This is a genomic window from Streptomyces sp. JH34 (assembly GCF_029428875.1).
Lineage (GTDB): Bacteria > Actinomycetota > Actinomycetes > Streptomycetales > Streptomycetaceae > Streptomyces.
Map to the genome: position 1 here is coordinate 2,324,829 of NZ_JAJSOO010000001.1, position 21,433 is coordinate 2,346,261.

The 21,433-nt window shown below is 68.5% G+C and carries 18 protein-coding genes; 5 read left to right on the top strand and 13 right to left on the bottom strand.

Annotation, left to right across the window (positions count from 1 at the left end):
* Positions 1–81: 81 nt before the first annotated feature.
* From LWJ43_RS10010 to LWJ43_RS10070, 13 genes are all read right to left on the bottom strand, one after another.
* A complete protein-coding gene (locus LWJ43_RS10010) occupies positions 82–2,346 on the bottom strand; it encodes a UvrD-helicase domain-containing protein (protein ID WP_277331932.1) in 2,265 nt (754 codons plus the stop codon).
* A complete protein-coding gene (locus LWJ43_RS10015) occupies positions 2,343–9,074 on the bottom strand; it encodes a DEAD/DEAH box helicase (protein WP_277331933.1) in 6,732 nt (2,243 codons plus the stop codon). Before LWJ43_RS10015 ends, LWJ43_RS10010 begins: the two co-directional genes overlap by 4 nt.
* A gap of 94 nt (positions 9,075–9,168) precedes the next feature.
* Positions 9,169–10,110: a hypothetical protein gene (locus tag LWJ43_RS10020; protein WP_277331934.1), complete on the bottom strand. Its 942-nt coding sequence runs from the start codon at positions 10,108–10,110 to the stop codon at positions 9,169–9,171.
* Between the two features lie 48 nt (positions 10,111–10,158).
* A complete protein-coding gene (locus LWJ43_RS10025) occupies positions 10,159–11,346 on the bottom strand; it encodes an AAA family ATPase (protein WP_277331935.1) in 1,188 nt (395 codons plus the stop codon).
* Positions 11,343–12,611, bottom strand: coding sequence for a DUF262 domain-containing protein (locus LWJ43_RS10030; protein ID WP_277331936.1), 1,269 nt, complete (start codon positions 12,609–12,611; stop codon positions 11,343–11,345). Before LWJ43_RS10030 ends, LWJ43_RS10025 begins: the two co-directional genes overlap by 4 nt.
* A gap of 103 nt (positions 12,612–12,714) precedes the next feature.
* Complete coding sequence (locus tag LWJ43_RS10035; RefSeq protein ID WP_277331937.1) at positions 12,715–13,167, bottom strand: ATP-binding protein; 453 nt, start codon at positions 13,165–13,167, stop codon at positions 12,715–12,717.
* A 209-nt stretch (positions 13,168–13,376) separates the two neighbouring features.
* Positions 13,377–14,009 (bottom strand): Lsr2 family DNA-binding protein, encoded by a 633-nt coding sequence (locus tag LWJ43_RS10040; protein WP_277331938.1) that lies wholly within the window; start codon positions 14,007–14,009, stop codon positions 13,377–13,379.
* 140 nt (positions 14,010–14,149) lie between these two features.
* Positions 14,150–14,827, bottom strand: coding sequence for a contact-dependent growth inhibition system immunity protein (locus LWJ43_RS10045; RefSeq protein ID WP_277331939.1), 678 nt, complete (start codon positions 14,825–14,827; stop codon positions 14,150–14,152).
* Positions 14,828–14,837: 10 nt separating this feature from the next.
* Positions 14,838–15,137 carry an RNase A-like domain-containing protein gene (locus LWJ43_RS10050; protein ID WP_277331940.1) on the bottom strand — a complete coding sequence of 100 codons (300 nt, stop codon included), beginning with the start codon at positions 15,135–15,137 and terminating at the stop codon, positions 14,838–14,840.
* A 9-nt stretch (positions 15,138–15,146) separates the two neighbouring features.
* Positions 15,147–15,704, bottom strand: a complete 558-nt coding sequence (locus LWJ43_RS10055) for a hypothetical protein (RefSeq protein WP_277331941.1) — start codon at positions 15,702–15,704, stop codon at positions 15,147–15,149.
* Positions 15,705–15,735: 31 nt separating this feature from the next.
* Positions 15,736–17,412, bottom strand: a complete 1,677-nt coding sequence (locus LWJ43_RS10060) for an RNase A-like domain-containing protein (RefSeq protein WP_277331942.1) — start codon at positions 17,410–17,412, stop codon at positions 15,736–15,738.
* Entirely contained in the window at positions 17,412–17,717 is a 306-nt protein-coding gene (locus LWJ43_RS10065; protein WP_277331943.1) for a WXG100 family type VII secretion target, read from the bottom strand. The genes LWJ43_RS10060 and LWJ43_RS10065 overlap by 1 nt, the downstream gene beginning before the upstream one ends.
* Positions 17,718–17,729: 12 nt before the next feature.
* The gene (locus tag LWJ43_RS10070; RefSeq protein WP_277331944.1) at positions 17,730–18,107 is read right to left on the bottom strand and encodes a WXG100 family type VII secretion target; all 378 of its coding nucleotides are present in this window, start codon (positions 18,105–18,107) and stop codon (positions 17,730–17,732) included.
* 414 nt (positions 18,108–18,521) lie between these two features.
* On the opposite strand from LWJ43_RS10070, the gene LWJ43_RS10075 reads away from it, so the two are divergent.
* From LWJ43_RS10075 to LWJ43_RS10095, 5 genes are all read left to right on the top strand, one after another.
* Positions 18,522–18,674 carry a hypothetical protein gene (locus LWJ43_RS10075; RefSeq protein WP_277331945.1) on the top strand — a complete coding sequence of 51 codons (153 nt, stop codon included), beginning with the start codon at positions 18,522–18,524 and terminating at the stop codon, positions 18,672–18,674.
* Between the two features lie 62 nt (positions 18,675–18,736).
* Positions 18,737–19,114 (top strand): effector-associated constant component EACC1, encoded by a 378-nt coding sequence (locus tag LWJ43_RS10080; protein WP_277331946.1) that lies wholly within the window; start codon positions 18,737–18,739, stop codon positions 19,112–19,114.
* Entirely contained in the window at positions 19,107–20,684 is a 1,578-nt protein-coding gene (locus tag LWJ43_RS10085) for a tetratricopeptide repeat protein (protein WP_277331947.1), read from the top strand. The genes LWJ43_RS10080 and LWJ43_RS10085 overlap by 8 nt, the downstream gene beginning before the upstream one ends.
* Positions 20,681–20,968 carry a hypothetical protein gene (locus LWJ43_RS10090; protein WP_277331948.1) on the top strand — a complete coding sequence of 96 codons (288 nt, stop codon included), beginning with the start codon at positions 20,681–20,683 and terminating at the stop codon, positions 20,966–20,968. Before LWJ43_RS10085 ends, LWJ43_RS10090 begins: the two co-directional genes overlap by 4 nt.
* Before the next feature lie 10 nt (positions 20,969–20,978).
* Positions 20,979–21,422, top strand: a complete 444-nt coding sequence (locus LWJ43_RS10095) for a hypothetical protein (protein WP_277331949.1) — start codon at positions 20,979–20,981, stop codon at positions 21,420–21,422.
* Positions 21,423–21,433: the final 11 nt, after the last annotated feature.

Genomic DNA, 21,433 nt, shown 5'->3' on the forward strand with positions numbered 1-21,433 from the left:
GTCCCACCCTGCCTGAGCCTCTGCGCTGCGTCCTCCTTCTTGGTCATTTTCCACCCGGGAGCCCTGACGCACGGGCCGAACTCACCTTCCAGGAAGCAGCGGTGAAAGGAAACGGCTCGGCTCACCGTGCCAGGTGATGGCGAGTGCGTCACGGGCCCGGGTGGCCGCGACGAAGAGCAACGAGCGCGCCCGGTGCAGTTCACGCCGGTGGCGGCTCGGATCAGTACGCTCCCACGCATCCACGGAGGTACGGGGCACGAGCCCCTCGGCCACACCGGCGATGATCAGGCAGCGGTACTCCAGTCCTTTGAACCGGTACATCGTGCCGATGTGAACGCCTTGGTCGTTCCGCGGCCCGTCCTGCGTGATCTCGGTCGGGGTGATGCCTCGCCGGGCAAGCCGGTCCGCGAGCTGGGTGACCATGTCGTTCGTCGGAACGCAGATCGCCGTCGACTCACGGGGTACGTCGTGCCAGGCACGCAGTTGAGCGACGACGAGGTCCATCTCCTCGTCCCAGCTGTGTGCGCCCTGCAGGGACGGGCTCGAACCGTGGAGGACCGAGCGGTATCCCGCGATCGTCTCGGAGCCGCCGTCGAGGTCGTCGTACTCCCCCTCGTCCAGAACCCGTACGGCGTCGCGCAGGATCTCGCGCGTGGTGCGGTAGCTCAAGGACAAACGGGAGGACCGGCCCCGGATGTGGACGCCGAGACTTCCGAGCGTGACCTGGTTGTCGTAGATCCGCTGGTGGGTGTCGCCGACGAGGAAGATGTCGTCGGGCTCGGACGCCACCATGGCGCGCAGCATCTTCCAGTGGGCGGCGCTGAGGTCCTGCGCCTCGTCGACCACGATGTGCCGGTAGCGATAGCGCAACCAGGCGCCCGAGCCGGCTTCGACGTGGAGGTTGTCCAGGCCTCCTCGGTCGTCACGCTCCCCCGACCGCCGGTCGATCCTGGCCTTACGGGCGATCTCCAGCCGGGCTGCCCGCTCGGCTACCTGACGGTGCGTCTCCAGCCCTTTGGTCTCCAGGCGCTGGGTGAAGCGTTCTGCCAGCTGCCAGATGCCGGCTCGTTCGACGCGTGTGACACTGCGGCCCCGGCCCGCGCGCCGGGCGGCGAAGTAGTCACTCCGGGACGTCACGGCCTGGCCGAGGATCACCTGGTTCCACTCGTCGCTGAGGAACTCCGCGCTCCAGCGGTTTTCTCCCGCCTCCACCAGCAGTTCGCGCCATTCACGCAAGGCCGTCGCGTCGTCGATCCGCCGCTTGGCGCTGCCCGGGTCGGCCTCGCTGACGAGCCGGGTCGCAAGCTGGTCGACGTGGGTGATGTCGACCCGGGCGAGTACGTCGGGGCCGCCGAGCGAGAGGAGCCGCGCCCGCAGGTCCGCGGCGAGGTTCTTGTTGAACGTGGTGAGCAGGACCGGCTTGTTGCGGCCGGGCGGGAGGGCTCGCACCAGGTGGCACACGCGGTGGAGGGCGACGATCGTCTTGCCGGTTCCCGGCCCGCCTCCCACTCGTGCCGGGCCTGAGTACCGACGATGCACCACCTTTTCCTGGGTGGGGTGGAGGAAGATCTTCCACCGGCCGAAGTCGCCTTCCTCCAGGATGCTCTGCAAGGACTCGTCGTCGGTGATGACCACGGTCTGGGAGCGGTCGACGGCCGCCTGCCAGTCATCGGCGTCGAAGGTCTGCTCGGGCTCACTCACGGCGACGGGCGCGGTGACTTGGTCCATGACCGCGTCGTAGGGGACGCCGTCGCGCAGCCGGAGAAGGACTTCCCCGGTGTGGCGGGGCGCGTACTCGGCGAGACCGAGCAGCTCGTCGTCCGTGGTGAGTTTCCGGACGATCGGGATGAGCGGTCCGGCGACGCCGAGGTCTGCGAGCTGTTCGTCGGTGAACGCGGCGAAGAGAGGCTCCTCGACCGGCTTGCCCGGAGCGGGTTTCCGGGCGGGAACCGCGGTCGGAGCGGGCTCTACGCGCTGTACGTTCTCCTCGACGACCTGGAGATCCACGTACTCGATGGCACCCGTGATGTGGTTGATGCCGTAATTGAGCCGGTCCATGTTCTTGTGGACGTGGCTGCGGTGCTTGACCGAGACGAGGAGCCAGTCGTCACCACCGAGGCGGATCATCAGGGCCCGCCACTCACGGTTGACGCGGGCGGACCAGAGACGGTCGTGGCCTTCCAGTTGCTTGAGGTCGAAGCCGCCGGCTTCCGGGTTGCGGCGGAAGTCGTGCTGGAACTTGTAGAACGCGCCGAGCACGGTGCGGTCCAGTTTGATGATTTCCTTGTCGGCCTTGTCCAGCAGACGCAGGGTCACGCCGGTCCTGGGCGCGCCGGTGACCGTCATCGCTCGTTCTCCTCGTGGTCGTTCGCTGCCGGGCGGGCGACTCCGGTCACCAGCGCGGCGAGTTCGTCGGCGTCCCATTCCGTAGCGGTGCGGACCTGCCAGCCGGCGTCCAGGTAGGCACGGTCGCGTTGTTCGGCATCGATGTCCCGGTCGCTGCCCGGATCCGGCCGGTGCGCGAGAACGACACCGATCCGCTCTTCGGGCCAGGCGAGTTCCGCGGGCCAGGCGGCTGCTCCGAGTTCGTGGCCGGCCACGGGAGCGGGCAGGCCGAGGCCTGCAAGCGTACGGGCGAGGGCGGGAAGGCCGGGGTCGTCGATGAGGTACTCGATGACCTCGTGCCAGGCGGGGTCGCGTACGGCCGAGGCGGTTCCCTCCGGCATCTGCCCGGCCGCCTCGGGTCCACGGTCCCCTCTCTGGGAGGTGAGCCATCCGGCTCCCCCGGTCACCGCCAGTTCAGCCGGGTCGAAGCCCGGCAGCATGCCGGCTGTGAGCTGGACCCCGTCCCCTTCGCCCGCGTCGAGGAACTGGAGGAGGTTGCTCCAGTAGAGCCAGCCCTGCCAGCGCCGCCGGTGTGCGGCCTCGTCCGCCGCGACCGTCTCCGCGCTGTCGTCCAGCAGGGTCAGCGCGGTCCATACCGCCCCGGACTGTCCCCTGCGCAGGTCGAGGGCGATCGTGAGCGGGCATCCTGACGCGTCCCGGGTCGCCATGACCTGAACGGCTCCGTGCCCTCCGCCGAGGCGCTGCCCGTACAGCGCCTCACCGATCCTGCGGCCGGTCTCCTCGCCGTCGGCGAGCGCCCGGCTGGTCGCCGATACGGCGGCGAAGCCCGCGAGCGCGCTCTGGGTGCGGCGCCGCCAGATGTCGGGGTCCGGGTCGGTGAGGTATCCGATCAGTGTCTCCACGGGGTTGGCCCACACCAGGCGCGACAGATCTCGGGGGTCTCCCTCGTGCATCCGCCGGTGGACGTCCATGGCCGTCTTCTGCGCGGTGTTGGGGTACGGCTTCCAGACAGGATCGGCCGGCGGCTTGGTCCGGCCGGTCCACGCCTGCACGTCGTCCCAGGTGAGCTGGAAGACCTGCCAGCCGTCCGCCCGCAGACGGGTGCGCTTATCCGCGTCGTCCTCGGCGGAGAGTTGCTCGGGGCTCGCGTGGTAGCGGTATCCGTCGAGGTACACCGCCACCCGCCGGTCGTCGTCGGTGCTGCGGAAGACGACGTCGGGCCGAGTGAAGCCGAGCGGGGTCTGCGTCTCCATCTGCCAGCCGCGGACCGTGCCGTCAGGTGCGGTGAAGCGCAGGGTGGTGTCCCTGGTGCCGTCGGCGGTGAGCGCGGTGCGGACACTGACCTCGTCCACCCGCTCCGCCCATTCGAGCAGTCCGCTCCGGAACAGTGCCTCCAGTTCGCTCTCCACCTGGTGCACGAGGGTGATGTCCCGGGTCGTGGCGACGGACTCGACGCTCCATCGGTCCGCGGCGCGGCCGAAGAGTTCACCGAGCATGTCCAGCGCGTGCTCGCGGGAGACGAGTTCGTACTCGCCGTCGGTGACGTGCCGCAGCATGCAGCGGTGGCACGCGGGACGGCCCTCGGCGACGCACACACAGGTCTCGATGACCTGGCGGGCATGGTCCAGGACGTCTCTGAGACCGTCCTGGCCGGCCAAGCGGTGCAGATATCCGGTACCGCCGGGCAGCGTGTCGTACAGCACGAGGAAGTGACGGCGCAGCGCGGTGTCGCCGCCTTCCTCGGGCATGGAGTCGGTGACGACGGCCAGGTGGTCGGGGTCACCGCCGTAGCTTCGGGCGATACCGGCCAGCAGCAGTGCCTTGAAGGAGACGAGCCGTTCCTGGGTGTGGGCGGTGACGGCGGGAATGAGGATGCGCAGGGCATCGGTGCGCAGTTCGTGGGCCAGCAGCACCCGCTCGCCTTGTCGTGCGACGTCCGCTCCCCCGCGACGCCTGGGGCACCAGGGGCGGTGGTACCTGCCGTACACGGACGCGTCGGCGGTGTCCTGGGCGGCGGGACCGCCGTCGGGGTCGGCGAAGCCGCAGGCGTCGCACACCCAGAAGGGGTTGAGGCGAACCTCACGCCCGGCGAAGGCGGTGTCGGTGCCGCTGTCCACGCGGGTGGCTCCGGCGTTGATATGACGGATGCGCGCCTGCCGGCTGAACTCCCATCCGAAGGTGGCGTTTCGGTGCTTCCACGCCTGTTCGACGTCCCGTACGTCGATGTCGACGGCGGGTACGACGGTGTAGAGCCGACGCTCCCGTTCGTCGCTGTCGTCGCGGACGCGGACGTCGTCGCGTTCGTCCCGTGCGGTGACACGGCGCGGCACCAGGACCTTGTGCAGGCAGCCGACGTCTCCGATGGCCGCGGATCTGCAGCGGGGGCATGGCGAGGGGTCCTGCTCGGCGCGGTGGGTGCGGACGTGCCCGCAGTCGGGGCAGACACGCCACCAGATCCAGGCGGGCCGACCCGGGCTGCCGATGTCCAGTCCGGTGACACGGTGCTTGTAGCCCTGGGCGTAGTAATGATTGCCGGGGGCGTACTCGGACAGGGCGAGGCGTGCGGGGCGTCTGTGGTGGAGGGTCTTGCTGTGGTCCTTACGGGTGCCGTCGGCCTGCTTCTCGGTCCAGGTGAGGGTGGCCTCCAGTTCCGTGGACGAGTCGATCAGGCTGTAGTTCGGCAGCAGGCCGAGATCGACGAGCGCGCCGTGGGCCGTGGTACGGCTGATCTCGCGGGACACACGTGCCACGTCCCGGCGCTCGGCGCGTAGTTCTCGCCCCTGCCGTTCCTGTTCGGGGTCGCCTGCGACGAGCAGCCCATGGGCCCGGTCGATGGCCTCGGTCCGGCGCTGCAGGTCGGCGCGGCGGTCCTCCCAGCGCCTGCACGCGGCTTCCAGCGCGCCTCCCAGACCCTCCTCGCCTGGATCGGTCGCATACGTGACGAGAGCGGAGCGGGCCTGCGGGCTGACGCCGGTGCCACGGCTCTCGTCGTAGGGGGGGAACAGTCTCAGGAAACCCTTGGCCAGCCGCGGCCCCTGGGCGAGCGCGGCTTCGGTGAACTCGGCCTGCCAGGCGGAGGCGCCGAACAGCTCGGTGGCGCGCCCGGGCAGCGCCCGCAGGGGGGTCCCGTCGGGAGAAGTCAGCCGTCCGGCGCCCGCGAGGTCGAGGAGATGCGCGAGGTACTGGCGGCGCAGGATCTCGGCCGCGGACAGGTAGCAGCCGGGCGGCAGGACGTCCCCGGCGATCATCAGCCGGGGTTCCTCCAGGTAGTAGCGGTCCCGCGGGCCGCGGTCGACCATGGTGAGCAGGTACGAGTTTCCGGTGGCGCGTCCGGCCCGGCCCACGCGCTGGATGTAGTTGGCCGGCCCCTTGGGCAGGGAGGCGAGGACGACGGCCGACAGGTCGCCGATATCGATGCCGAGTTCGAGAGTGGGGGTGCAGGACAGCACCTGGGGGTTGGCGTAGTGGACGCGGGTGCCTTCGCGGAACGCCTTCTCGACGGCCTCTCGTCGGGCACGGCTCAGCGTGCCGGTATGTTCGGCCGTGTTGATGGTGAAGACGCCGGCCTCGCGGTACATGCGCCGGTAGAAGTCGTCGGTGAAGTCCCTCTGCCGCAGGCCGCTGTCGAGGTCCCGGCCGGTGGCGAGGATTCCGGGACAGCGGTAGCGCGGGCACGGCTGTCCGTGCCACTGGTCGGCGAGGTCGGGGTGCACGGTCTGCTCCCAGAAGCAGACCGGGCAGTGCGCGGTCGCGTCCGGCAGCGCGTCGTCGGCGAGTTTACGGACCTGGATGTGTCCGGGCTGGAGGCCGTAGACGCGGGTGGCCCCGTCGAGTGCGGTGCGCGCGGAGAGGGCCCCGATGTCGACGAGTGCGGGCAGCAGCCGGGTCAGGAAGTCCGTGGCGGCCTCCCTGCGCAGCCCGAGGGCACGTACGGCCCAGTCCTGGTACCAGCCGAGCCGGCCGGTGAGCACGTCGAAGTCCTCGCTGCCCTGCTTCGGGGCGCCGAGCAGGAACGCGGGCGCGGAGACCCCGCGCGGGAAGGCGGGCATACCGGCCTCGCGCCCGCCCCAGATCGCCCACCGGCGGACCCCCGCCTGGTCGAGCCAGGGGTCCAGCCAGGCGTGCCGGACGGCACCGCGGATGCGCAGGCGCTCCAGCAGGCCCCGGACGAAGCCGGTGTAGCGGTCGGGGCCGGGCAGGGTTCCGTCGGGCAGCGCGATCTCTCCAGGGGTGGTGAGGAGGATCTCGCGTACGAGGTCCGCCACGGCGTCGGCGTCGGGCAGGGGCACGTCGGCGGCGACGGTGCGGGTGAGTTCCAGGGTGCGGCCCTGCCGGGACCGGAGACCGAACTCCATGACGGTGGCGAACGCGAGTCGCTGCGCGATCAGTTCCCAGGTGGGCCGGGACCCGCGGCTGCGTCCGGAGAGCAGGGTGTCCACGCCCCGGACCAGGTGGAGGTCGGGCGGGATGACCGCTGCCTGCACCTCTTTGCTGTCGACGACGTCGGCGATCAGGTCGGCGGCCAGATCGCCCAGGGTGATCGGCTCGTCCTGGTCGATGCGGCTCGCGAGCAGGGCGCGCAGCGAGAAGGTGTAGGAGCGGCTGGCGACGTATCCGGCGCGGTGGGCGGCGTCCTGGACGGAGTCGTTGAAGAGGAGGGTCTTGTTCTCGCCCTTGTTCTTGTCCAGCTCACCCCCGGTGAAGAGCTGGGTGACGGAGGCGGCGGCGAGCGCCGCGAGGCCGGTACCGAGGTAGCGGATGGAGTTGAAGGTGCGGCAGGCGGGGCACTGGTCGCGTTCCGCGGCCCGGTCACCGTCGAGGTCTGCGTGGACGAATGCGGCGTTGTGGAGGGGCCTGGGCCGGCGGGGTCCGTCGCCGTCGTCGGGGGCGTCGAAGTCGGTCTCGGGCGAGAGCGGGCGCAGCCGTCCGCCGGCGCCTTCCAGGACCATGAGGGCGGGCCCGCCGCGTCGCCGTTCCGCCCCGGCCGCGAAGGCCGCGTCATGCACTTCCCGCGGGGTGGCGGCGATCATGTTGCGCACCCGGCGCTTGTCGCGGCCGACCGAGGCACGGCGAATCTTCGAGGCGTTCAGGTCGAGTTCGGCAGGGTCGACCTCCGGCGAGTAGGCAGCCCAGCCGGAGCGCCCGCACTCGCGGCAGAAGACCGCCGGCAGGAACACCTCGGCGGGGGGCGGGGCGCTGTCACCCGCCGGTACGACGGCCTGGTCGGCAACGTCGGCCGGTACGACGGGTCCTTCCCCGTCGTACGGCGAGGTCCGCGCCGACACACCCTGATCCTTGCGGGCCAGGGCGCCGTGCGAGGTGACCCGCTCGTCGTCCCAGCGGAATTCGGCACGGGCGGCGCTGATGCCGCGCAGCACGCGGGAGACGGACCGGACCCAGTGGTGGATCTCGATGGCCAGGAGAGGACGCTCTGGGTGCTCGGGGTCGCGGGCGTACGACAGGAGGGCGATGTAGCGGGCGAGTGCCTGGGCGGCCACCCGGGGCCTCTGCTGCACGGCCATGCCCCAGTGGTAGGCGTAGCGGGGCAGTACCTCCGTGACCTCGGCGAGTGTCTTGGGCGTGCCGTCGAGGATCTCCAGGACGGCTCCGGTGAGCCGGTGGCGGCGAAGCACGCCGCCGAGCTTCTCCGGGCTGGGTCGGCTCAGGCCGGTGAAGGCCGCGACGAGGTCGTCCATGGCGCTCTCGTCGCGGGTGGGGTCACCGAGCGCGACGACCTCCTGAGGCGAGGGGAACGGCAGGGTGAAGTTGCTCTCGCCCGTGAAGTCCTTGGTGGAGCGCCGGTCCTCACCGACGACCGACTCGGGTGGGAACGGCACGCCGAAGACCTGCTCGGCGACCTCCAGCATGCCGCCCGTCCGCCCGTTCTCCCCCAGCGTGGCCGACGTGGCGACGGGGCAGACGGGGCCCAGCGGGCGGCCGTCCTCCGCGAGTCCGGTGACGGAGCCGAGGCGGCGCAGCAGCATCGCGACGTCCGTGCCCTGGGCGCCGTCGTAGGTGTGGAACTCGTCGAGGACGACGTAGGAGAGCGCGTGGTCCTGCCACAGCCGCTGGTCCTCGGGGCGTTGGAGGAGCAGGTCGAGCATCTTGTAGTTGGTGATCAGGATGTCCGGCCGGGTGCGCCGGATCTCGTCCCGGTCGACGGTGATGGCGGGGTTGGCCTGCTTGAACTCCTGCGACGGCTTGTCGCCGATGTAGAGCCCGGCCCGCACGCCCGCCTCCTTGAGGCGGGTGTCCTTCTCGTCGGCGAGCCGCTTGTTGATGCGGTGGGCCTGGTCGGTGGCGAGGGCGTTCATGGGGTAGAGCAGGATCGCCTTGACGCCCTCCCGGCCCGCCTCACGCTCGCGCCTGCAGTGGTCGAGCAGAGGGATCAGGAACGACTCGGTCTTACCGGACCCGGTGCCGGTGGTCACGAGGGTGGGCTGTGCGGGGCCGTGCAGGGTGGACAGCCGCTCCCAGGCGAGCTCCTGGTGCCGGTGCGGATTGAAGCCGCGGGGCCACCAGGTCAGGTGCCGCTTCCAGTCGTCGCCCTCGGCGCTCCGGAAAGGGGTGCGGATGCGGAGGTAGGGGCCGCGGAAGATGCCGTCGTCGGCGTCGCCGAGGAAGCCCTCCAGGGCGCGGCGGGTGCTCTCGTCGGCCAGCGCGTACGTCGTCGCGAGGTACTGGCTCAGACTGGCCCGTACCTGTTCGGCGGCGAGTGTGGGACGCACGCGCGGTCCTCCTTGGTGCTGGTGGGGCGGGTGAGGCCCGTCACCCCGTGACGCTCTACGGTAGCGGGGCGTCCCACCCGGCTTCGGCGGCGCCTCAGATGCCGAGCTTCCGCCCGATGTGTGCGATGTGCACCCGCCTGGTGGCCTTCACGAACCGGAAGTGCAGCCGTCCTTCGTCAGGGGTGAAGCGCAGGTGGGTGTCGAAGTACTCGGTCGTACCGTCGAGGTCGACGAATGCGCAGTAGTCACGCTTGCGAGCCCCGTGTTCCGGCGTGACGGTTGACCCCCACAGGGGTCCGTCGAGCTCGGTCGCCTCGTCCCAGAGCCGAACGGCACGGTCCATCTCGGCCAGTCGCTTGCGGACCGGGTGCACCCAGTACTGCTTCAGCTCCCGCACCTGCGCTTCGACGTGCGGAAGGAAGCGGAGGTGGGGGAAAAGGTCGGCGCATCGGTCCCACAGCTCGGCCCCGGTACGAAGGGTGTGCAGGTCGTCGCGCAGGGCGGCTTCCTGCTCCGCACGGATCCACGGCGCGTGCACGTTGACATGTTCGGCACGGGCGGCGTGCCGGATGTCGACCTCGGTGCGCTCCAGGCCCTCTTCACCGTCCACGAGCTCCGCTCGGACCAGTGCGATCCGATCAGTCTGCCAACGGGCTTCCAGAGGCAGGGAGATGCCCATCCCGTCCATCAGGTGGGCGATACCGAGTCCTGTCGCGAGCTCGTCGTCGTGGTAGTACGCCACGTCGGAAAAGGTCTCGCCCTCCGGGAAGACCTTCTGGTGGGGCCACTTGGTCTGCATCTGCAGCAGCCGCTTCCACAGGTCCTTGGCGGCCGGCGTCCCGATCCACTTGCCGATCGGATGCCCCTGGGCCAGCTGTAAGGCGTTCACGGGTTCCCGGGACACCAGTTCCGTGCCCTGCCGGTCCACCCTGGCGACGGCGACGATGGCCTTCACCAGCTCGGTCATGGCCCGGTTGACCCGGTCCGGATCCGCTGTCGTCTCACAGGAATTCTCGTTCAGGAACAGCTGCGGCACGTCTCCCCCTCCGGATGGTGTGCGCTGTGCCCCGCCCCCCGGCGGGTGTCAGCCGATGAGCTGGTCGAGCGTGTTCTCCAACTCGTCGAAGAAGCCCTCGGGCCACTTGTCGAGCATGCCGTCCGCGTCGATCCGCGGGCTGACGATCTCGACCCCGGTACCGTCGCCGCGGAAGTAGTGGAACACCGCCTGCGCGGGCGTCAGCCGCCCGTACTTGACGGCGAGCCGCACCCCGTTGATCACGTGATCGCTGTGCGTCTCCATGATCACCTGTGCGCCCTGCGCGGCCGCCGACGCGGTGAGCGTGGCCATCTGCGTCTGCCCCTGCGGATGCAGATGCGCCTCCGGGTTCTCCAGGAGGATCAGCGTGCCGGGGCGGGCGCTCAGGCAGGCGACGACGACGGGCAGGACATAGGTGAGGCCGAAGCCGACATTGCTGGGGCGGCGGCGTCGTGTGGCCCCCAGCGTGCCCTGGAAACCGTACGAGAGCCGTACGGCGTCGGCGCCCGCGATGGCGTCGGCCCGGATGTCCACCCCGGGGCACAGATCGCCCATCCAGGCGGCGGCCTGGTCGATGAGGAGATCGGAGGTTGCCTTGGGGTGGCGCAGGGGTCCCTGAGGGACGGGGTCCTCACGGTGGTGCCGCAGGTAGTTGACGGCGTGTTCGCCGCGTACGCCGAGGAATCCGCGTCCAACGGCGGCGTGATGGTCGCGCGGGTAGAACTCGGCGGGCGAGATGCGGTCGGCGTGCAGGTACTGGAAGGGGGCCGTGAGGAACGCGGGCGTGACGGCCTCCGGCCCGGTGGGCGTGGCGGCTCCTTCCGCGTCGCGTGGCAGTTCCACTGTCCGCAGGGGCAGCAAATTCTGCTCGCCCTCGTATTCGGCGGTCCAGCCGTAGTGGTACGGACCTTCGTCGACGGCGAGGCCGATCCGGGGCTCGTCCTCCGTGAAGTCCTCATGCAGGACGTCCTCTCCTGTGCCAAGGCTGAGGAGTTCACCGTTGAGCAGGAATCCCTGGTTGCTGACGCTCGTGCGGAGGCCTGCCCGGTGGCCCTCGGGCAGGAGGGCGGAGACCGCCAGGTCGCCGGAGTCGTACGACTGCCGGAGCAGGGCGAGGGACTGGAGGACACTGCTCTTACCGGACGAGTTGAGCCCGGTGAGAAGGGTGAGCGGGCCGAGCTGGAGCTCCGTGTGCTGGAACGCCTTGAAGTTGTGGAGCGTCAGACGGTCGATCACTGTTCGGCTACCCCCCGGACAAGCCGTGCGACGTGCTGGAATCGGGTGCGGATCCGTCCCGGGTCTCCGGTGCTCACGGAGATCGACCGGTCGAAGTCCCAGTCGTCCATCAGCTCGAAGAAGCGGTCGTGCACCTTCGCTCGCGAAGCTACCAGCCGGCTCCGCTCCTGATCATCCAATAGCGCGAGATTGACGGAAATCGTCTCGAAGAGGGCCTTGTTGATGACCGGAGAGCTGCGTTCCTCGCCACGCCACTTACGGAACGCGTGGTCGCCGAACAGCTCGCGTGCGCACCGCATGGCCATCCGGAACTCCCTCACCAGCTGCTCCCGCCGCTCCTCGGTGAGCATGTTGATCCGGTACATGGCGTCGATGAGGAACTTGTCGAAGTCCTTCTCTGTGTGTTCGACGGGATTGCTCTCGCGGAAGGCGAGGAAGCGCAGCACCATCTCGCGGTCGGCCATCCGTTCGTCGGACACGCTCCACCGGGTGGCCTCGCCGAACGCCGGGTCCTCGGCGAGGTCGGCGAGGAAGGTCCGGACCGGGCCGCTCACCAGCGCGTGCCGCAGCTCCTGGGGCTTCAGCGGCACCCCGCCGGTGTTGATCCGGGCGAAGACGTTGTACTTGACCTCCTCCGGGGTGCCCTGCTGCATGATGTGGACGGTGAGCTGGGTCTCCCGAAGCCGGATCTTGAGCCGCCCGGTGAGGTCCTGGTACGTGCTGCCGTCGAGCTGCTTCAGGTAGTCCATGCCCTTGAGCGCCAGCGGCCCCAGGCTGGTGAGTCCGGGCTCCATGAACCGGGCGATGGCGGTCAGCCGCTGGACGCCGTCCACGACGGCCCACGTGTCCTCGTCGCCCTGCGCCATGTGGAAGTTGGAGATAGGGATGCGGAGCAGCAGCGACTCGATCAGCCGGCTCTGCCTACGGTCGCTCCAGATGCCGGAGCGGCGCTGGAAGTCCGGTGCCAGGTCGAGCATGCCCTCCCGCAGCCGCGAAAGCAGCAGATCCACCATGGTGGTCTCGGTGTGGATCCTGATGCTGTCGGGCGGGAACGGGGCGAAGATGCCGTCGGCGTCCCCGTAGCCCCCGTCCTCGTCGTCGGTGACTTCCAGTTCGACCCCGGTCAGCCGGCCGTCGGACCCGATTTCGAGGCGGGGCCCCAGCGGCAGGAACAGCGAGTCCGGCTGATCGACGTCCTCCGCCACGGCGTACGGCCGTCTCTCCGTGGAGCTCCGGCCGCCCTCGTGATCCTCGGCCTCTGCCATGCCGCCCGTCGCCCTCCGTCGCCCGATGCCGTGCCCGGCTCAGCCTATAGACGGTGCGATGGGTCCGCTGGGACAAGCGCGTGGAATACCGCCCCCTGCGCCATCAGTGCGGCAGGTCCAGCTCGGCGACGACGGTCTTGCCGACGGGGAAGCGGTCCAGCACCTCCCACCGGTCAGCGAGCGCCTCCACCAGGAGCAGCCCCCGGCCGCCCTCGGCGAGCGGCGCGGGGGCGGTCACGCCAGGGACGAGCGGGCGGCGTTCACCCCGGGCGTCGGAGACCTCAATGCGCAGGGTCCGGCCGAGGAGCCGGACGGCGAGCTCGAAGTCCCGACCGGGGACGCGGCCGTGCGTGACGGCGTTGGCCGCGAGTTCGGCGACCAGCACGGCGACGGAGTCGGACGCCTGGCTGCCGTGCGGCACGCCCCACGCGTCGAGCTGGTGCAGCACGAGCAGGCGGGCGAGGCGCGCGCCGCGCGGGGTGGAGCTGAAGCGCTGGGCGAACACGCCGACCGTGGGGAGCGTTTGACCGGTCGCAGGGTTGAGCGGTGGTGTCATGCGCCCAATCTGGGGGCATATCAGGACCGATCACCAGCAGACACCCGCGTACGCTGTGTGAGCGTACGCGCACGCACCAGGGCGGTATCGAAGAAAGTGCGCCGCCGACAGAACCCGGGAAGCTCGCCCCCCGTGAGCCGCTCACCACCGTCCGCATTCGCCGGACTCTTCTTACAGGAACCGGTGGGGCTCGGCCTCGACTAGTTCAGTCAGCTGTGGGCGTTCTCCCATGCCTCCCGGATCGTGGCCGGAATGCGTCCGCCGGCGGATACCTGGTGACCGTTGGCACGAGCCCATTCCCGGATGGTCTCGCTGTCGACGGGTGGCCGGGCCGGGGCCTGCGGTGGTGTCCAGAGCGTGGGGTCCGAGGGGACGAACTCCGTCGTCGGCTCGAGGACGTCCTTGGGGAACTGGGGCACGGACGTCTCGCCGCTCAGTACGGAGACGAGGAACTCGGTGAGGGTCCCGTCGTAAGTGAACCACCGAGGCCCGCGGGCTTCGTTCACGGCGACACGCCAGGCGTCCGGAGTAGACCGCGGTTCAGTGATCCAGAAGAGGTGCTCTCCGTTGTCGGTGCCGCCCATAGGGAGGAGTTGACGCGGGTCGTACGGAACAGGGTAGGTGCCTCGGTCGTGGTCCAGCTGCAGCTGCTCCCGGATCCTGGCGGGCATCGGGCCGGTGAGGTCGACCCATTCGGTGACCCCGTCCGGTTGGTACATGCGCAAGTAGTCGGCGAAGGACCCCGGGCCGTAGGTGGACGCGAGACGCTTGTAGTCCTCGGGAAGCGGCACGCCGAGAACGCTCTCGACCTGGTGCCAGTCGATGGGGCGGCGGCGACTCACCTCTTCTGGTGGCGGGCAGAGTCGGGTCAGGGCAGCGAAGGCGGTCACTGGATACCTCCGGCGCGTCGTTTCGTCGAACCATTCAGCGGGAAGCCCGGTGGTCCATCCATGGCCGTCAGCAGCAAGTCCGACTGATCCAGTCACTTTCCGTAGTCGGGCATTGCCGTCGCGAGGCGCTCCGCAACCGTCCGGAGCCAACTCCCGACCGTGAACGGGGCCGGTGGCTCAACCTCCATACCGAGCTCGGCCACGCCGACGGCGTAGTCGTGGTCCTCCAGTCCGAGGGCCAGCAGTTCGTGGATCTCACCGACCAGCCTGGCGGTCAGCAGGGTATCGACAGATTCCCTGTAGTCGCGGATCGCGGCATCGTGGTCGGCGAATTCGTCGGGCATGTCCTGCGAGAACCAACCGCCGAGGAACTGCCCCAGCTCCCCGAAGCGGGCGTGCCACTCCCAATGCGTCTGGGGCGTGGTCGGCGAAGGCACATCGCCGGACTCGATGCTGCGCTTGATGTGATCGGCCATCCTGGACAGCCAGCTCTGCGTCTGGGGTTCGGACAGCCCGAGATCGGGCACCGGATAGAACTCGCCGAGGCGCTGTCGCAGGCGGCCGGGCGGATTCCGTGCGTACTCGCGGAGTTGTTGTTCGGCGACGGAGAGCGCCCAGGGCCTGGTGTGCCAGGTGTGCCGGAGGTACGCCTGAAGAGCCGGCGGCGCTGTGTCCGTTTCCGGACTGTCGGCTTCCTGTCCGGCGAAGGCTGCGACGACGACGTCGAGTTCGCCGTACCGGCGGTCGAACTCAAGCGGCTTCATGGACACTGCGGCACCTTCAGAGGTAGATCGGGTAGGTGGCGTGCACGACGAATCCGTGCGGACTCGACGCTTCACGTCTCAACGTCACCCGCGCGGCCCGCACATCGACGGGTTCGCGACCAGCGAGCATCATCGCCTGCAGCAACACGCGTCCGACGGGCTCCTCACGGGAGGGCCAAGCGGCCTCGATGGTGAGCCTCGGCCGCGTTCCCTGGGCCAGCCAGCGGTGCACGGCCTGCTCGTTGCGCGTGACGACCTGCTGGGTACACCACTGTGCGGTCGCGCGGTCGGGGTAGGTGGCGGAACGAGTACGCACGGGAAATCCTCAGTCAGTCGTGAAGCCCCAGAAGATGCCGACTTCCGCGGCAGAGACAGCGATTACACCACAGTCCATTACGTGGCTGGTGAATCCCTCATAGATACCCTCACGACCGAACATGTCGGCATGGGGATTTTCGCGCGCCGACACCGCGTTGGTGAAAAACAGCGCGTCTGCTCCGAACCTCTCCAGGACCACTCGCGCGTGAGAGATCAACTCAGCCTCTCGCGCATCAAAATCCTGAATGTCCTCCGTCTGGAACCACTCACCCTGGAGAGTGATCATGATTTGTTCGGCCCCACTCCTGGCCACAGGGAAAGCCGCATCGAAGTCGCCCGGCGTGACAGCACCGAACGGGTTTTCCAAGCCCGCACCGTAATCGCTTCCTGCCGGCGCCACGGCAATCCTCGGCCAGCCTCGCGGGTCGTCAGTCCGGAGTTGCATGACGTCGAGGGCATCCAGTCGCCAGTCATCGCGTCGCCGCGCTCCCACTGCTGCGAACATGCCCTCCCCGAAAATGGCCCGCAGGGAGCGGCTCCACGAGACGTCGTTAATCTGTGTCACGGCCCGTACCTCAAATTTCCAGGAGTGCGCACTACGGGTGCTGAGTCTTGTCTGTGGGCATAGAAGTAAGGACGACGAACGGCGGGCTACTCCCCGGGTTGGGTCTCAGGACGACCCACACATTGGTCACATCACGCGCGGCGGTGTCGCCTCGATCCCAGGATCTTCCTACGGTGTCGTTCGTCGTCAAGAGAAGCGAGCGTGACGAGTTGGGTCCCGGGTTACCTGCGAGCCAATTGTCGATCTTTCTTTGATTCGACGGTTCATCAAGGGCCGCTTGAGTATACCGCTGCGCGTCCGCGAGGCTCCCGAATGACGACACCGCTTCGGGCCGGATACCGGAAGGCCTGACGATTTGCTGGTCTCGCAGCCTTTGCTCCAACTGCTCATCATTCTTGCCTACATGCTTGTCCACAACGTGGGACCCGAGCATACCCTCTTGATTCGCAAGGTCGAGGGGGTACTTGTGATTGCTTTCGTCGTCCCCGGCCACGGTGTAAAGCGGATCGTCCTTGAAATCGGTCAGAGCTCGGGCACCGAAGGACTCTGCACGCGCCGACTCAGCCCGGAACGTGGGGGCACTGTTGTATGCCTCATCCAGAGCTTCGTGCAGTTTGTTGAGCTCGACGACCTGTCGGTGCACGCGGTTGTTATATGCCTCGACCGCCGAATTCATCGCTTCCTCGTCCACCTCGAGGGCGAACCCCTCAGCGAAGCCCTTTCCTATGTTGAGAAGACCCTTCCCGAAGCTTTTGAGATCTTTCAAGCCCAGACCGTCGCTCGTGTCGATGTGCGGCAGGGCCTTGATGACGGCTTCGTAGTAGAGCCTGCGGATATCGTCCCGCACATCCTGCGCGGCAATCGCCCAGGCACCCAGAGCGTCACTCATGACGTCACAGGTCTTGACCATCACGTCCATGACCGGGTGGCTGCCAGCCTTTCCTGGCTGAGCCGTGTCATGTTTCCACTCATAGCCCTCGCGGCTCTTGCCCCACGCGCTCGTGCCCCAGACAGCGCTGCAGAACTGCCGCATCGCCCCAGCCCACTCACCGTTCGACCGATCGGTGTAGTTGTGCAGGGCGCTACTGAGGTTGCCGTCCGTCGTGGTGACGACCATGCTCGCGGACACCCAGGCGACGGACATGTTGTCCAAGCCCAGATAGTCCGGCAGCGGCATGATCTCGGCCGCCTTGCCCATGCGATAGGCGTCTTCCAGGAGAGGTCTGATGATCGCCAGGACTCCGGCTTCCACTGCTTCCAGTGCCAGCTGGAACATGTCCTGGCTCTGGTCGATGTCCGCCCACTTGAGGTCCGTCACGGCCCCGTAATTCGGCGGCGTGTCGATCACGGCCGGCGGCGGTTGGGTCTGGGCCGGGGCGCCGGAAGGGTCGGTGGCCGCATCGGCGGTCGCATAGTTGTTCGCGGTATGGGCGAAGCCGACCGCGGCGCCTCCGACGCTCGCCACCGACTTGGCCCATACCTCGACGAAGCGGTTACCGACCTTCTTGTACGCGGTGGCAAACTCCCATGCGGCGGTTCCGTAACCCCCGCAGTCCGGGTACCGGCCGAGCTCATCAAGAAGCTGGTTGGCCCCCTTGTGCAGACCGTCCTGGAGGTACGCGACGTAGCCCGAGAGCGCGTGCAGCGCACTGGGGGTGACGTCGATGTCTCCCTTACTCAAAGGAGGTGGAGGAGGGGGCATGGTCATCAGGCCGCTCCCCATCCCCGCAGCACTGCGACATGTGCCGCCGCGTAGTTGGTCTGGCCTGTCGTGACGATGCCGTGGAGCCACGCCTGAGTCGCCTGAAGATCCCGGGCTGATCTGTCCCACTCGTCAAGCTTGTCGATGAATGCCTCGCGTGCCTCGCCTTCCCAGGTGAGAACGACCTTCTCGACGCGGTCATGCATGGTGTGGACGCTCTCGTTGAGCTCCTTGAGGATGCCTTCCAGCTGGCCGGAGAGGAGCTGCAGGGTTGCGAAGTCAACCGCTATGTTGTCGTCGCTGTCAGTCATGCGTACCCCTCGTCACAGATCATTCAAGCGGCTCGTTCGCGGCGCGGCAGGCTGACTCCCGGTGTTGGGCGTCGACAGCTCAGCGGCCTCCTTGTCCACGTCCACAGACATCTGGATGCGTTTAAAGGCCGCCAGCGTGTCGAGCTCCTGCTCCGTGAACCCGTCACGGCTCATACGCACAGCTGCTTCAAGCAGTTTCATGAGTTCCCGGATGCGAACCGCTTCCTTAGCGGCTTCACGATGTTGCTTTCGGTAGGCCTTGGCCGCAGGCCCCCGCCAGCGTGCTTCGATCGCGTCGACCACCGCGTCCATGCGCCTGACCTGCCGGTCCAGGTAACGCTGCATTTCGTCGAGGTCGTCAGCGAGCTTGGTCAGATTCTCGCTGCTCACCTGCAAGTTGGGATCTGTCGTCACGTGCTCGCCCCCGCATCCCGTGACCGCTCAAATGATCAAACGTGCTCAACGCTTGCACCTTAACAAGCGGCCATGACAAGCACGGCAACAACCACTTCGCACACGGAATCCGACACGAGGTGAAGCGCGAGTCCGGGGCAGCAGGCCGACAACGCGTCCGGGGTGGTAGATCGATGCCCTGGACGCTTGCCTCTGCCCCACCTGGCGTAGCCACCCCTCGGCCGTGGCGGAGGCCCGGGTCCGTGCCGCCCACCGGAATCTCGCCCGTCGGCAGACCGGGATCAACTACGTGAACTCCCTGCGGTCCGTACTGACCGTTTGGTATTTTCGCGACCGGAAGAGTGGTGCACCACCCGTGAAGGCACGCAGGTGCCCGGCAGGGAGTAGCCGATGAGCAAGTGCGCGAGGTGCGGTGAGACCGGGCTCGACAAAGGCATGACGCTGTGCGACCCCTGCTTGCGGGAGATCGGGACGGCCATGCAGGAGCTGGAGAACCAGGGCGTCGATCTCCTCGACCCCGATGACCCCGCCAACCCGTACTAGTGGGCACGCACACGACGTGGCCGCGACGTGCGGACCGGACGGACCATCGGCTGGGAGGCCCTATGACTGAAGCGATCTCGTCACAGCGGGCCGGGGACTCCGACGCGCCCTTCGAAGTGGTCCTTTCGGTCTCCGAGCCGGCCGACGTCGGAGCCTTGTACCGCCGCCTCAGCCCCCTCGCGGGGCTGGAGGTCTCCCGCATGCGCTCCCGACCCGGCGAGGGGCAGCTCGGGGTCGTCGAGGTGCTGCAGTTGCTCGTGCCTTCGGCGGCGGTGCTCACGGTCGCGATCCGGACCCTTCCGGCGTTCATCAAGTCCCGGCGGTCGTCCGTGACGGTGACTCTGACACGTGGCAAGCGTTCGGTGACGGTGACCGTCGAGAACTCCGACGACCCGCAGACAGTCCTCGAGATCGCATCCCACCTGCTCGGCGATGACTGACCTGACCGGCCGGGACTACTCCCGTTCGCGGGCGGTCCTCATGGGCACCTGGGACTACACGGACTTCGAGTCGTCACCGGCGGTGGAACGTAGCTATCACCGGATGCGGGAGCTGCTCCTGGACCCGGTGTGCGGCTCGTGGCCCGAAAGCTCCGTCAAGGAGTTCGACAACCGCCCCACGCTCGGCACGACTCATGTCGAGCTCATCGAGGCGTTCGTCGCGGCCACGGACATCGCGTTCTTCTACTACGTCGGCCACGGCATCTACGATCATCGCGAGCGGCTGTGCCTCACCGTGGGCGACACCAGGATCGCTTCCGCCTACACGAGCGCCACAGGGCTGTTGTTCGAGGACGTGCGGGACGCCTTCCGCGCCAGCCGTGCTGCCGTCAAGATCGCGGTGCTCGACTGCTGCAACGCGGGGCTCGCCGCCGAGGACTACGGCCGTCTCTCCCCGGACCGGCTGCCCCCGGTGTCCGGCACCTACCTGCTGATGAGCAGCAGCGCGTACGAGAGCTCCTGGTACGAGAAGGAGGACGTCCACGACGCGCAGACGTACTTCACCCGAGCCCTCGTGGACACCGTGCGGGAGGGTGTCCCCGGCGGGCCCTCCGGTCTCACCTTCGATCACATCTTCCCCGTGGTCGCCGACCAGCTCGTCGAGAACGGCAGGCCCGAGCCCGGCCGCCGTATCGAGGACAACGCCGCCGGCTGGGTGTTCGCCCGCAACAACGCACCCGAGGCGCCGCCCGAGCCCGGAGGCGATCCCGAAGCTCTCTACCGCTCGGCGTACCGCCTGGAGACCGAGGGGGGTGTCGAGCAGCTGCCCCTGATCACCTTGCGCTATCAGGCGGCCGCTGCGGCCGGACACGCGCCTTCGATGAACCGGCTGGGCCAGATCGCCGAGGGCCGGGTCCAGGCGAGGATGCAGGGCATCGAACCGGAGCCCGTCACCGGCGAGGCGCTCCAGGAGGCGACGCAGTGGTACACCAAAGCCTACGAGACCGGTGATCACGCGGCCCCGCTCCTCCTCGGCCAGCTCTACGAGGAGCAGTACGGCAACCAGAGGCAGGCACTGACCTGGTACGACCTCGCCGACCGCCGGGGCAACAGCGCGGCGAAGGAACGTCTGACCGGGCTGCAGCAGCGCATCCGTCTCGGGATCGGCCCGTCCCCGCGGCCGGAGGACGGGAGCGTCGAGGAACCGGGCGAAAGCACCGGTACAGGACTCACCTACGCCGGTCAGGCCACCGCACTACTGCGTGGGCAGTGGCTTGCGGACTGGGGCGGCACGACGTCTGCACATCTGGCTCAGGCCGAGTGCCTCGATGTGCTCGCGGAAGCCTGCGGCGGGGACCACGGCGAGTGGGGAACCCTGCCGCAGGCAGAACAGGCGGACGTCCTGAGCGACTTCACCGACTCGCTTCCCCGCAGGTCGGAGCTCGTGAAGGCGGCACGCCGCTACTACGAGTCAGCCGGCCCGGGCGAGCTCCGCGCCCACGCCGCCCGGCTCCGCCGCCGGGCGGCAGGGGGCCCCACCGAATCCCCGGACACGGGAGAGACGCCATGACGAACCCGCACGTCAGCACGGCACTCCGGCAGTCCCTCGACCGCCACCGTTTCTCGCTCCGCCCGCAGCCAGGAGTGCCCGTCGGAGAGGAGACCGTGCACGTCGTCCTCGACCACGGTGAGGAGACTTTCCATGCCGGCCGCGTGAGCCACGATCGAGGGTTGTGGTCGGCCTTCGCCGTCGTCCGCCCACAGGGCCTCTGGCGGGCTGACGAGATCGGCCGGTACGAGTCGTTCGAGGATGCCGTGCTCGCCGTCCTGATGAGTTTCACCTACGTGGAGTAGGAGGCCCGGAATGCGCGTCGAACCCCGGTTCCGCGATCAGATCAGATGCCTCGTCCTCAAGGACCGCAGGGCGAAAGCGCTCGACGAGGCCCTCTCTCCCGAGGACAGGGTCGCCTTCAACGGATTTCTGGTGTCGGTCGTCGCCGTGCTTCTCGCGCCCAGGCTGCGCGACCGGTGTGGCATCGAGGAACTCGCGGTCTTCAGCGACGAGGTGGCTACCGCGCACCGCGCCGAACGACGACCGGTCAACGAGTTCGTCGTGGAGGAGATCCTCCGCGAGGTGTACGGAGTGCCACGGCTCTTCCTGACGCTATCCGTACCGCCCAGAACCGTGTCGGCGGCGGGCGCGACCATCGTGCGGTACGTGAGCAACACGGACAGTTCCGTCGCAGCCGACATTGACCGCATCCTCGCCACCGCCGTGGACCTCCACCGACACCACGGCCCGCGTTGAGGCCACGGTCG